This window comes from Dietzia natronolimnaea, assembly GCF_002289575.1.
Lineage (GTDB): Bacteria > Actinomycetota > Actinomycetes > Mycobacteriales > Mycobacteriaceae > Dietzia > Dietzia natronolimnaea_A.
In genome coordinates this window covers 63,948-77,028 of the sequence record NZ_NTGA01000024.1, presented here as the reverse complement: position 1 = coordinate 77,028, position 13,081 = coordinate 63,948, and the positions used below count along the sequence as shown (strand labels likewise).

The following is a 13,081-nucleotide window of genomic DNA, read 5'->3' as shown; positions in this document are numbered from 1 at the left end:
GGATCACAGCTTGTTCAGCAGTCTCCTAGAGCACGTCGCCGAGTTCGGTGCGCAGCGCTGACTTGGACTTGGCACCGGTGATGCGCTTGACCGGCTTGCCCTCGGAGAACAGCAGCATCGCCGGGATGGCGGTGATCTGGTATTCGGCGGCGAGCTCTTGGTTGGCCTCCACGTCAACCTTGGCGACCGTCAGCTTGTCGGACTCCGCACCGGCGAGCTCGTCGAGAACCGGGGCCATCATCGTGCAGGGACGGCACCACGTGGCCCAGAAGTCCACCAGCACGGGCTTGGACCCGCTGGCGGCGAGGACGGACTCGGCGAAGTCGTCCTCGGTCACGTCGATGATGTTCGGGGTGTTGACGGCCATTGTGGTGGGTCCTTTCGGGGTGAGGGTGTGCGGGTCCGGGTGTCAGGCCTGCTCGGCGAGCCACCGTTCGGAGTCGATCGAGGCGGCGCATCCCGAACCGGCGGCGGTGATGGCCTGCCGGTAGCGGTGGTCCACAAGGTCGCCGCAGGCGAACACACCGGGGATCGAGGTCGCGGTGGTCTGCCCTGTGAGAACGTAGCCGTCCTCGTCGACCTCCACCTGGTCCCGCACCAGCTCGGATCGCGGGTCGTGGCCGATCGCGACGAACATCGCCGCGGTCTCGAGTTCGCTGGTCTCGCCGGTGACGGTGTTGCGCAGACGCAGGCGCTCGACGGATCCGCTGGCGCCGGAGAGGACCTCATCGACCGTGGTGTTGAGGACGAACGAGATCTTCTCGTTCTCCTTGGCCCGCTCGAGCATGATCTTGGAGGCGCGGAACTCCTCCCGTCGGTGCACGACGGTCACGGACGAGCCGAACTTGGTGAGGAACGTGGCCTCCTCCATGGCGGAGTCACCACCACCCACCACGACGATCGGCTTGTCGCGGAAGAAGAAGCCGTCGCAGGTCGCGCACGAGCTCACGCCGCGGCCGAGGTACTCCTGCTCCCCGGGGACGCCGAGGTAGCGGGCAGCTGCGCCCATCGCGAGGATCACCGCGCGGGCCCGGTGCTCCTCCTGGCCCACCCGGACGATCTTGACCTCGCCGGCCAGGTCCATCGAGGTGACGTCCTCCATGCGGAGGTCAGCGCCGAAACGTTCCGCCTGCTCCCGCATCTGCATCATCAGGTCGGGGCCCATCATTCCCTCGGCGAAGCCCGGGAAGTTCTCGACCTCCGTGGTGGTCATGAGCGCGCCGCCGAACTGCGAACCCTCGAACACCACCGGGGCGAGCTCGGCCCGGGCGGAGTAGATGGCGGCCGTGTACCCGGCCGGGCCGGATCCGACGATGATGACGTCGTGGAGGGTGTCGCTCATGGGTTTTTCGGGCTCCTTGGCGGGTGGAAGGGCGGGTGTGAGGCTGAACCGGATCTACTAAGGCGACAACACCCCGCGGGCCCGCGTTGTTCCCTCAGCCGCTGAGGGTGACCCCTTCGAGGAGCAGGCTGAGCTTCGCCCTCCCCCGCGAACAGCGGCTCTTGATGGTGCCGGGGCGGGTGTTGAGCAGGTGGCAGGCCTCGGCCACCGAGCAGCGGAGCATGTCGACGACGACGACCGCGTCACGCTGGTCGGGGGGCAGCTCCGCCAGCGCCTCGGCGACGATGATCGCGTAGGCCGGATCCTGGTAGAAGTGATCTCGAAGTGAGATCTCCTCGTGCAGTCTGGGTGTCAGCTCGGAGTGGGTGCGCAGGCGCTGGGCCCGCATCTTGTCGAGGCAGGCGTTGACCACGATGCGGTAGAGCCAGCCCTGGACGGGACAGGCGTGACGGAAGGTGTCCGCCTTCCGGTATGCAGAGACGAGCGCGTCCTGGAGAGCCTCGGCGGCGTCCTCCCGGTTGAAGGAGGTCCGGATGGCCAGCCGCCACAGGTAGTCGTAGTGGCGTCGGACCAGTGCGGAGAAGGCGTCAGGGTCCCCCGCGACGTGGGCGTCGAGGAGCTCGACATCGGTGAGCGGGGACTCGGCCGTGGTGATGGGGCGTCCCGTGACCGCGGAGCAGTCGTCGACGGCACTGGTGTTCACGGCGGTCACGTTAACGCGGAGTGGGCCGCCGTGGGGCGGCCACCTCGGTGACGGCGGCGACGTAGCCGGCTCGCGGACGAAGTGGCCGCGGGGGCTCACCGGGTGAGCTGTACCTCGGTGATGGACGCGCTGAACGACTCGGGCCCGGAGGTGCCGAGTCTGGTGAACCACACGATCAGATACTCCGCGTCCTCGGGATCGTCGATCGTCGCCGTGCCCGACCCTCCCCGGATGGTCCCCTCACCGAGGAGCGTGGTGTCGTCGAGTGAGTTCGGAGAGGAGCTCTCGGCGATCCGGACCTCGAACTCCACTCCGTCATCAGCCGAGTGGACCACCACGCGGCGGGTCTCCTGCTCGCCGTCGAGGGTCAGCAGGAGCCCCACTCCGGGCTTGTAGGCGGCTCCACTGTCGCCGAGTTGGTTGCGGTAGGTGTCGGTTGACCACGAGGTCGACCTGTCACCGTCGACGACGTTGGGGGCGCTCGAGGAGTTCTCGGCGACACCGGGTGATCCGGCGGGCTGCCACGAGGTGACATCCAGGACCGTGACGGGTGTGGTGGGCGCGGCTCGGGTGGGCTCGGTCTCCCCCGGTTCCGAGCCGTCCGGAGTCGGCTGTTCGGTCGCAGCCGACCTGCTCTCCTGGGCGGCGCGCTCGATGGCGTCGAGCTGCTGGGACAGTGGCGTGTCGTCGCCACCACCGGCGAGCGCGCCGAGCATCCAGGCGGACAACAGTGCGATGACCACCACGGCCACGGCTCCCGTGCCGGCCATGATGCGCCAGCGACGTGTCAGGGTCGCTTCGTCGGGCGGCGAGTAGGCCTCGCCCTCCCGCGCGGTGTCGTCGCCGTCCATGTGAGACCCGCCCGCGTCATACCCGTGCGGGTGGTAGGTACCGTCCGACCCCGATCCCGCGGTGGTCGGCAGGTGCGTGGTCTGCAGGTGGGCAGCGCGCCCCCGCGCCCTGTTCCCCGACCGATCGACCACACCGACGCGATCAGAGATCATCGATCGCACGGTGGCGGACGAGCTCACCGACGATCCGTCGAGGGACCGCATGGCCAGGACCGCGGAGTCGGGCGGGACGCCGGCGCCGACGACGGCGGGGTCGACCGGCTCGTCGTCGTCGTCCAGAGGGGCGGCGGGGGGACGCCCGTCCCGGGGTTCGTGGTCCTCGGATCCCGCCGGCAGGGGGCCGGGCCACCGACCGGTGAGAAGCGCGTACAGGACCCGCCCCAGGCCCCGGACGTCACTCCTGGTGTCACTGTCGCCGGGGACGCCGGGGAACGCCATCAGCGCGCGCCCGTCCTCGGTGACGCGGATACGGTCCGGGGAGTCCAATCCCAGGATCAGGTCGTGCTGGGCCGCCCGGGTGGCGGCGTCGGCCAGGCCCCACATCGCGGCGACGGCGGAATCGGGATCCGGGTCACCGACGGCGGCGGCGAGGCTGCGGCCGGGTACCCATTCGCAGACCACGATCCCCCCGGCGCGGCCGCGGATGACGTCGAGCACCCGGGCGAGGCCGTCCGAGTACACGCGGGTCAGGGCGACCGTACGGTCGAGCACGCCCGTCGCCGAGCCCGGGGGTTCCTCCCCGGGCAGTGGATCGACGAAGATCAGCGCCACATCGCGACCGAGTCGCTTGTCCCGGGCCCGCCAGAACGACTGGCCGACCACTCCGCCGTGCTGTTCGAGGAGTTCGTACCGCCCACCCGACACCAGTCCCCCGACGGTCAGGCGCGGCGGACCCGAGGGCGAACCCTGCCCCGGAGCACCGTTCACATCGCCCACCCGTCGACCTCCTCGAAGACGCGGCCGCCCGGCCGATCCGCCCGCTCCTGATCCTCTGAGTGTACGGCCCGCGCGTCCCGGGACACGACTATCGCCTCAGACGCCCCACCAGGCCGCGGAGGACGGGCGCGACGGCGTCCAGCTCCGGGAGGCGCGACCGGGACAGGATCAGACCGGTGACCACGAGGGTGATGACCGCGGCGAGCCCGGCCCGGACGACGAACCCGATGCTTCCGACCGCGTCGGTCAGGGCGTCCATGGGCAGGAGGGTGTCGACGGCGAGGGCGACGAGCGCTCCCACGGCCGACGCCCCCAGCGTCCAGACGGCCGATCTCGCCGTCTCGCGCCCACGGAGGGAGCCGAGCCGGCGCCGGAGCAGGACGTACCCGGCGACCGCGCCCACGACCCAGCCGATCCCGTTGGCCAGGGCGAGTCCGATCACCACGTGGGAGCGTTCGTTCGCCACCATCGGGACGATGAGCGACAGGACCACGCGGACGACGGTGATCGCGAGGATCATGACGGTGGGGGTCCAGTAGTCCTCGCGCGCGTAGAACACGCGCTGCTGGAGGAGGACGACCGCGTACGGCACCAGGGTGAACGCCCCGAAGGCGAGGGTGAGGCCCAGGATCTCGGCGTTCTGGGCGTCGAAGTTCCCGTACCGGAACAGGCCGGTCGCGATCGTCGGACCGAAGGCCGTCATGACGGCGATGATCGGCACGAGTCCGAAGAGGGACAGCCTGGTCCCGAGCGAGATGTCCCGGACGACCGCGTCCGTACGCCCGGCGACGCCGTTGTCGGCCAACCGCGGGTTGATGGCTGTCAGCAGGGTCACGCCGATGATCCCGTACGGCACCTGCAGCAGGAGCCAGTACGTGCCGTAGATGGCGATGGCCGCCTCGTCGGCCGCGGAGCCGATGCGGTTGGTCATGACCAGACCGACCTGCGAGATGAACACGTACGCCAGCCCGGCGAGGGCGTTGCCGCCGAACTGGCGGATCCGGGGGTCCAGCCCCCACTGGGGGCGCAGCACCACGCCGGCGCGGCGCAGCGCGGGCAGCAGGACCGCCGCCTGGACCACCACCCCGAGGGTCGTGCCCAGGCCGAGCAGCAGGATCGGTGCGCTCAGGAGATTCACCGGTGCCGCGGGGTCGATGCCACTGCCGACGACGGCGAAGAGCGCGAGGGTCGCGATGGCCACGAGGTTGTTCCACACCGGGGCCCAGGCACCGGGCCGGAAGATCCCGTTGTAGTTGAGCACGGCGAGCATGACCGAGAAGACGCCGTAGAAGAAGATCTGCGGCAGCAGCAGGAATGCGAAGGCCGTGGCCAGGTCCGTGTTGACCTCGCCGTCGCCGAGGTTGAGCTCGGTGAGCAGCGGCGCGCAGGCCACGGCCACCACCGTCGCGACCAGCGCCAACAGCGAGGTGGCCGTGAGCAGCCGCCTGATGAACGACACTCCCCCGTCCGGGTCCTCCTGGGCGGCGCGGGCCAACAGAGGCATGAACATGGCGGTGAGGACCGACCCCAGGACGAGCTCGGTGATCATGTTGGGCAGCGTGTTGGCGGTGTTGAACGCCGAGGCGACGGCGGGGCCGAGGATGGTGAGGATCAGGATCATCCGGACGAAACCGGTGATCCTGCTCGCGAGGTTGGCCACCGCCATCGACCCGGTGGACCGCATCACCGAGGCGTCGGAGGAGTCGCGGGTGGTGCGGCCGGTCCCCCCGCCGCGGGTCGTCGGACCCGCCGGGGCCGGGACCACGGGATCCGCGGGGAGCGAGTCCGGCGCGAACGAGTCGGCCACGGGTGGCGGCGAGACCGGGCGGGTCGAGACGCAACTGCCTGATTCACGGCGGCGGCCCCGCAACCCGGGGTCCGGTCTACGCAGCCCGGGTTCGCGGGAACCCTGCTCGTCGGTCACGGTCGGTGCCCTTCGTCCGCGGGGTCGAGGATCCCCCGACGGTAGCGCAGGTACCGGCGGCCCCCGAGGACGAGGGCGAGCGCGGCCGCCGCGATCGCGAATCCCTGGGCGACGGGATACCCCCCGGACTGGACCGACAGTTCGACCGGGTCGGACAGCCGCGTCCCGTCCGGCCCGTGGAGGGAGAAGACCACGGTGCGGCGCACCCCGCCCTCGGAGTCGGACTGGGTGGGGACCTGGAGCGTCCGGGAACCCGCGGCCGGGATCTGGATGAGGCCGACCGGGTCGACGGTGATGTCCTCGGGCGCGGTCACCGTCACGTCGACGCGGACGGGGAACGGCAGGGCGTTGCGGGTCACCAGCATGAGCGGACTGTTGGGACTGGCCATGGTGAACACGCTGCCCGGGGTCAGGAGATCGACACGCGCGAGCGACGCGGACACCGTCTCCCCGAGCCGGACCAGACGGGCCGCGCCCCGGTCCCGGGCGACCGCGCCGGTTCCCGTCTCGAGGGTGAGCCCGTCGCCGCCGGCGCGCCGACCGGTCTCCGAGATCGCCCGCAGGGCGTCACCCACCAGCGGGGAGAGGTGGGCGGCCGCCTCCACCGCGGTCGGGTCGGAGGTGTCCACGAGGGACCGCAGCGTGCCGGCCCCCGCGAGCGCCCCGGTCAGCCGTCCGACGGTGTCCCCTGCGGGATCCTCCGCGAAGGGGTCGGCCAACCCGGGGTCCGGGGCCCCGGTGGGATCCTCGGCGAGGCTCCCCTCGGGGATCGTCACGGGACCGGCCAGCCGATCCGGCAGCGACACCGCACGCATGCGACCGCTGGAGAGCTGGTCACCCAGCGTCTCGAGGAGCGACCCCGCGGAGTCGGCGTCGATGTCCCAGACCTGGGGCGGGACCGCGAGGACCCCCTGCTCGACCGCGGTGGCGGTGGCGTCGGGTGCGGTGGCGCCGGCGGCGTCGATCACCGGGGCCAGGATCGCCGCCCTCGCGTCCTGCAGTCGGGCGGGCGGGGTGTCCGCATCGAGCCAGTACCGGGTCGAGGGGTCCGAGTAGCGGGGGTTCTCCGGTCTACCGCCGGTCGCCGCGAGCGACGCCCCCACCGCGGCGGAGTAGGTGAGGGCCCGCCCACCGTCGGTCCCCGCCACCGCGACCATCCCGGGGGGCGGGACCACCCCGGTGTCGGTGCGGGTCGACGGGGCGGCGACCACCGCCGTGACCCCGCCACCGGCCAGTGCCCGGGCCGTCCCCGGGGCCAGCGCGCCCGAGGCGGGGACGAGGACGCCGGGGACCGGGGCCACCTCCAGGATCCGTTGCACCGAGTCGGAGCGATCCAGCGCCGCGGCGGTCAGAGCGGTGTCACCGACGGCGGCCACCACGTCCAGGTCCGCCTGCGCTGCCGGCAGGGACACCACGCACGCGCCCTCGGACAGCGCGCGGAGCTCGGTCAACCACCGCGAGGCGTCCTCCCTCAGGGCCTCGTCGACGGCGGGGTCCGCCTCGTCGCTGCCGCCATCCCGCTCCCCGGGGACGTGGGGGCCGCTGCCCTCGTCGATCACGACCGCACGACCGTCCGCGATCTCGGCGACGGTTCCGAGCAGATCGGGATCGACCCCGAGGCAGGTCGCCCGGCGGAGCTCCTCACCCGCGGGACCCTCGAAGGCGGCCGATGCCGCGCGGACCAGGCCGGTGAGTCGCCCCTCGTCCGCGAGGTCGTGTGGCAGCGATCCGTCGGTGAGGGCGACCACGGGTTCGGGACCCGCCTCGCCGGGCACCAGGGCAATGCGGGTGGGCGCGGCGGCCAGCGGCCAGAGCACGGTCAGCGGGACCGGCGCCGGGTCCGGTGCATCCGCCGGCGCAGCGGCGCCCACCTCGTCGTCGTCGACACCCGGTATCGGCGCGGAAGGCGGGGCCCGGAGGACGGGGATCAGGGTCCGGGCGTCGTCGAGACGCGCCGGCGACCCGCCCTCCGGCGTGCCGTTGACGTTCACGAGGAGCGGATAGACGCCCGGCTCGGTGAGTTGCAGGTCCGGACCGGGGTCACCGGGGATCTCCCGCGCGGGCATGGAGACCCGGTAGGGCACCGACTCCCCGGGAGCGAGGCTCACCGCCACCCGGAGGAACTCGCCCTGCACGGGGAACGACGGCTCCGACCACACGAGGGGCTCGCGGACGGACTCCGCGTCGGGAGAGCGGGGACCCCGTTGGAGCCGGACGTCCACCGATTCGAGCGGGACGTCACCGACGTTGATGATCGTGCCCGACACGGTGACGGTGGGGACCCCGGCCTCAGTGCCGACGGCCACCTGCCCTCCGGCCCCGGCGCCGTCCAGTACGCGGGGCGTGATGTCGTCGATCGTGATCCGCGCGAGGGCCGGCGCCGGGTTGGGGACGTATCCCGCGTCGATCGCCTGCTCGGGGGTGACGGCGCGGACCGGCTGGACACCCCACAGCGGGGCCGACACCAGCGCCGCGCACAACGACACCGGGACGACCGCCCGGACGAGCCGCCCACCCGGCCACCGGTTCACGGCCGGGGGTCCTCCGGATCGTCCCGGGGCGGGCCGTCACCGCTCCCGGGGGTTGTTCCGGTCCGCCCGGCCGCCGCCCCGGGTGACCCGGCGTTCGTGGATCGACGGACCGGTGCGGGGCCGCCCGAGCGCCGGGACGGGTCCACGACCTGTGAGGTCTGCGCCACCGGGGATCGACCCGCCAGCTCGGCGCGGGCCAGGTCCGGCAGCAGGGACCGCGCGGACTCCACCAACCGCCGTTCGTCCGGATAGGCGAGCCGCCGAGGGAGGTGGTCGAAGGCGACCCACTCGACCTCGGTGATCTCCGGGTCCTCGTCGCACAGCTCGCCGTGGTCGTAGCGGATGAGATGGTGGTGGACCGTCTTGTGGATGCGCCGGCCCTCGGCGACGAACCAGTAGTCGATGGTGCCGAGCGGGGCCAGCACGGTGCCGTCCACGCCGGTCTCCTCCAGGACCTCGCGACGCGCTGTCTCCTCCACGGTCTCACCCGGTTCGATGTGTCCCTTGGGCATCGACCACAGCATGCGCCCCCGCCGGTCGAGGCGACCGATCAGAGCGACCTCGAGACGGGAGAGGTCCGGTTCCGCGCCGGCCGCGGCCGCCTGTCCGAGACCACGCACCACGAGGCCGCCGGCGGAGGTCTCGAGCACCGTCCGCAGTCGTTGACCGTTCCGGGGGTGTCGTCCTCCCCCGCGACCTCCCCGGGGGTTCTTGGTCCCTGTTCCCTTCGTCGCTGTTCCCTTCGCGCCTGTCCCCTTCGATGCGGGCATCTTCGACCCGGGCTTCCCACCCGGTGTGGAACCGGGTCGGGCAGTGCCTTTCGTGCCTTTTGCGCCCTTCGTGCCCGTCTTGGCCGGGGTCGCGGAGCGGGAGGGGTTCGCCGGCGCGGACTGGGCGGATCCGGATCTGGGCCGGTTCTGGCCGCGGGGAGTGCGCGAGGACGGTCGAGCCGCGGTCGCGCCGGCGGCGCCGTCACCGGACCTCACAGTCTGGGTCGACTGCGCGGGAGCGCCGCCCTCCGTGCCGGGGGTGGTGCGCTGGGCCTCGGGCGTCCTGCCCTGCCCGCCCCGCCGTCCCCGGCCACCGCGGCGTCGGCGCCGACCCTGACGGGGTTGCCCGCCGCCGGACTGCTCGCCATCGGACCGCCCGCCGTCCGAGTGCGCGTGGTGGCCGGCGTGCGCGGGGTGGCCGGATCTGCCGGACTGCTGTCCCTTGCCGCCGTGGGCGTCCCGGTTCTCCTGGCTCTTGTCATGCCCCTGCGCTGCCCGCTGTCTGTCCGAACGCTGGCCAGCGCCCCGCTGAGAACCCTGACCAGCGGGTTCGGCCGCTGGTGTTCCCGATCCGGCGGGCCGACGAGTACGCCGACGCCGCGGCGGGTTGGCGCGCGATTCGTCGGGGCGTTCGGCTTCGGACACCCATCGATGCTACCGGCCGGTGTCGTGTGTTCCGTAAATCGTCGGCGTGCCGCCCGTGGATCGGCTCAGGCCCCGCGGCCACGGCCGGGGCCACGGATAGAGTCCGCATCATGAGCTCCGGATCCGCTGGCCACGCCCTGATCCTCCGCCACCGGGCAAGACCTGAGCGTCGTGACGAGCTGGTCGAGGTGTGGCGACGGCACATGCCGGACGCGGTGCAGGCGAACGACGGGCACCGGGCGTATGTGATCTGCGCGTCCCACGCCGACCCCGACGTCCTGGTGGTGTTCCAGCACTTCCGCGACGCCGCCGCAGCACAGGAGTTCCTGGGCAACCCCGCCTACCTGGCGTACCTCGAGGAGGCAGGGGACCTGCTCAGCGGCCCCCCGGAGGTCGAGGCAGTGGAGCCGCTGTGGTCCAAGGCGGGCGGACCGACTCGGTAAGGTCTTTCGCTGTGACAGCCCGCAACCCCCACCCAGATCCGCGCGCCTCATCGGACCGACACGACGCGGCGGTGTTCTCGGGGCTGCAGGACGGCCCGGGCACCCCGCCCGACCCCACCGACTCCGAGGAGCGGCGGGTTCGGCTCCTGGCGGGCGCCCAGACCACTCTCAACGATCACGCGGACGTGCTGGCCCCTCTCGCGTCGGCGTTCGCCGAGGCCGGTCACGAGCTCTTCCTCGTCGGCGGAAGTGTGCGCGACGCCGTTCTCGGCCGACTCGGCACGGACCTGGACTTCACCACGGACGCGCCGCCCGAGACGGTCCGCGGAATCCTCGAGACCTACGCGGACACGGTGTGGGACACCGGGATCGAGTTCGGCACCCTGTCGGCGGTCAAGCACGACGCCTCCGGTGTCGAGCAGCAGATCGAGATCACCACGTTCCGAGCGGACTCCTACGACGGGGTGACCCGCAACCCCGACGTGGTCTTCGGGGACAGCCTGGAGGGAGACCTGGTCCGTCGCGACTTCACGGTCAACGCCATGGCGGTGCGGCTGCACCCGGACGGGCGTCACGAGTTCTGTGACCCCCTGGACGGGATGGAGGCCCTTCTCGCGGGTGTCCTGGACACCCCAGCGGCCCCGGAGCAGTCGTTCTCGGACGATCCGCTGCGCATGCTCCGGGCCTGCCGGTTCGTCTCCCAGCTGGGTTTCTCCCTCGCGCCCCGGGTGTTCCGGGCGATGTCGGAGATGACCGCCGAGATCGACAGGATCACCGTCGAGCGGGTCCGCGCGGAGTTGGACAAGACCATCCTGGGTGACTATCCGATCGACGGGATCAACATGCTCTGTGAGGCCGGGTTGGCCGACCGCGTGTTGCCCGAGGTGCCGGGGATGAAGCTGGAACGCGACGAGCACATGCAGCACAAAGACGTGTACTGGCATTCGCTCACCGTGCTCAAACAGGCCATCGACCTCGAGCCGGAGGGGCCGGACCTCGTGTTGCGCTGGGCCGCGCTGCTGCACGACGTGGGCAAGCCGGCCACGCGCGCGGCCAAACCCGGCGGCGGTGTGACGTTCCACCACCATGAGGTGGTGGGCGCCAAGATGGTGCGCAAGCGCATGCGTGCGCTCAAGTATTCCAAGCAGATGATCGAGGACGTCTCGGGGCTGGTGTTCCTCCACCTGCGCTTCCACGGGTACGGCGAGGGGCAGTGGTCCGACTCCGCCGTGCGCCGCTACGTCTCCGACGCGGGCCACCTGCTCCCCCGACTCCACCGGCTGGTGCGCGCGGACTGCACCACGAGGAACAAGCGCCGCGCGGCCAGGCTCCAGGCCAGCTACGACTCCCTCGAGCACCGCATCGCCGAGATCGCGGAGAAGGAGGATCTGGCCCGCGTCCGGCCGGACCTCGACGGCAACGAGATCATGCGGTTGCTCGATCTCAAGCCCGGGCCGGACGTCGGCCGGGCCTGGGCCTTTCTCAAGGAGCTGCGCCTGGACCGCGGCCCACTGGACCGCGACGAGGCGGAGGCCGAACTCCTCCGGTGGTGGGCCGAGCGGAACAGAGGCCCGCGGAACGAAGGCCCGCAGAACGGCGACCCGGCGTGATCGGCGGCGCGGTCGATCGCTATCTCCACTCGACCGCGGGCAGGGCCGTGGCCGCCGTCCTGGTCACGCTCGGCACGGTCCTCCACACGGTCGGGATCCCGGGCCTCCAGCAACTCCCCCCGTACCGCATCGACCTGGACGTCTACCGGGTCGGCGGGCAGGTCTTCCGGGACGGCGGCGATCTCTACGGCGAACTGCCCCGGTTGGCGGAGGGGGCCCACCTGCCCTTCACCTATCCCCCGCTCGCGGCCCAGATCTTCGCCCTGTTCACGCTGGTCCCCCTGGCGGTGGCCTCGGTCATCATCACGCTGGCCACCATCGCGGTGCTCGCCTTGGTGGTGCAGCTGGTCCTCAGCCGCACCTGTGATCGTCCGGTCCGCGAGTTGTGGTGGCTCACGGTCGCGGTGATGGCCGTGGCGTTGTGGTTCGGACCGGTTCGCGAGACGATCGGGTTCGGGCAGATCAACGTCTTCCTCATGGCGTTGGTGCTGGTGGACGTGATCCGTGGCCGGGGTCGCTGGTGGGGCGGGATCCTCACCGGACTGGCGATGGCGATCAAGCTCACCCCCGCGGTGTTCCTGCTGTACTTCGTGCTGCGTCGCGACTGGAGGGGTCTGGGGACCGCGGTCCTCGCCGCGCTCGCCTTCACCGGCATCGGTCACCTGATGACCCCGGCCGACTCGGCCCGCTACTGGTCGTTCGCGATCCGCGATCCCGCCCGAATCGGCGCACTGTCGTTCTCCTCCAATCAGTCGGTCAACGGGTTCGTGCACCGCCTCGGACTCGAGGGTTCGACGGCATCGGTGGCGTGGTTCATGGTGTCCGCGCTGGTGGGCCTGGGTATCGCCTGGGTGGCGTGGCGGCTTCTGCGCCACGGGCACGAGGTCGCCGCCGCGGTCGCGGTGGGGTTCGTCGCCCTGTTCTGCTCGCCGGTGTCGTGGGGGCACCACTGGGTCTGGTCGGTGCCGGCCGTCGTTCTCACGGTGGTGTGGGCGGCGCGCGCGGCCCAGAGGGACGACGACGACGAGCGTGGCTGGCTCGTCCTGGCGGGCACCGGCCTCGTGGTCTTCCTAAGCACACCACAGTGGTGGTTCCCCCATGACGAGGGGCGTGAACTCGCGTGGGGCCCGATCCAGCACCTCGTGGGCGACGCCTACCTCCTCTGGGCGTTGGTCTTTCTCGTGGTCGTCGGCCTCCGGGCCGCGCGGCTCGGAGCTCCCGACCTGCACGGGGACCCGGACAGGCCGGTGCTCCTCGTGCGCCGCGGCTCCCGCTGAACGAACGGTCAAGAGCCTCGACCCCTCTGTGGAAGGAGGCCGGGTTGTC

At 71.7% G+C, this 13,081-nt stretch carries 10 protein-coding genes; 3 read left to right on the top strand and 7 right to left on the bottom strand.

Translation table 11 applies throughout. The annotated features are described in order from the left end of the window. Positions 1-25: 25 nt before the first annotated feature. From trxA to CEY15_RS18615, 7 genes are all read right to left on the bottom strand, one after another. Complete coding sequence (gene trxA, locus CEY15_RS13825) at positions 26-367, bottom strand: thioredoxin (RefSeq protein ID WP_017835148.1); 342 nt, start codon at positions 365-367, stop codon at positions 26-28. Between the two features lie 42 nt (positions 368-409). Continuing rightward, on the bottom strand, positions 410-1,342 hold the full coding sequence (gene trxB, locus CEY15_RS13820; RefSeq protein WP_017835149.1) for a thioredoxin-disulfide reductase: 933 nt from the start codon (positions 1,340-1,342) through the stop codon (positions 410-412). Positions 1,343-1,436: 94 nt separating this feature from the next. After that, complete coding sequence (sigM, locus tag CEY15_RS13815; protein ID WP_245847622.1) at positions 1,437-2,045, bottom strand: RNA polymerase sigma factor SigM; 609 nt, start codon at positions 2,043-2,045, stop codon at positions 1,437-1,439. Between the two features lie 95 nt (positions 2,046-2,140). Next, the gene (locus CEY15_RS13810) at positions 2,141-3,832 is read right to left on the bottom strand and encodes a protein kinase family protein (protein WP_095718934.1); all 1,692 of its coding nucleotides are present in this window, start codon (positions 3,830-3,832) and stop codon (positions 2,141-2,143) included. Positions 3,833-3,920: 88 nt separating this feature from the next. Beyond that, positions 3,921-5,756, bottom strand: coding sequence for a murein biosynthesis integral membrane protein MurJ (gene murJ / locus CEY15_RS13805; protein WP_031264353.1), 1,836 nt, complete (start codon positions 5,754-5,756; stop codon positions 3,921-3,923). After that, positions 5,753-8,287 carry a hypothetical protein gene (locus tag CEY15_RS13800; RefSeq protein WP_095718933.1) on the bottom strand — a complete coding sequence of 845 codons (2,535 nt, stop codon included), beginning with the start codon at positions 8,285-8,287 and terminating at the stop codon, positions 5,753-5,755. Before CEY15_RS13800 ends, murJ begins: the two co-directional genes overlap by 4 nt. After that, the gene (locus CEY15_RS18615; protein WP_017835154.1) at positions 8,284-8,937 is read right to left on the bottom strand and encodes an NUDIX hydrolase; all 654 of its coding nucleotides are present in this window, start codon (positions 8,935-8,937) and stop codon (positions 8,284-8,286) included. The genes CEY15_RS13800 and CEY15_RS18615 overlap by 4 nt, the downstream gene beginning before the upstream one ends. An 875-nt stretch (positions 8,938-9,812) precedes the next feature. Here CEY15_RS18615 and CEY15_RS13790 point away from each other — a divergent pair. From CEY15_RS13790 to CEY15_RS13780, 3 genes are all read left to right on the top strand, one after another. Beyond that, positions 9,813-10,145, top strand: coding sequence for a putative quinol monooxygenase (locus CEY15_RS13790; RefSeq protein WP_031264354.1), 333 nt, complete (start codon positions 9,813-9,815; stop codon positions 10,143-10,145). A gap of 71 nt (positions 10,146-10,216) precedes the next feature. Further along, positions 10,217-11,755 (top strand): CCA tRNA nucleotidyltransferase, encoded by a 1,539-nt coding sequence (locus CEY15_RS13785; RefSeq protein WP_095718932.1) that lies wholly within the window; start codon positions 10,217-10,219, stop codon positions 11,753-11,755. Further along, complete coding sequence (locus CEY15_RS13780; protein WP_095718931.1) at positions 11,752-13,032, top strand: glycosyltransferase 87 family protein; 1,281 nt, start codon at positions 11,752-11,754, stop codon at positions 13,030-13,032. Before CEY15_RS13785 ends, CEY15_RS13780 begins: the two co-directional genes overlap by 4 nt. Positions 13,033-13,081: the final 49 nt, after the last annotated feature.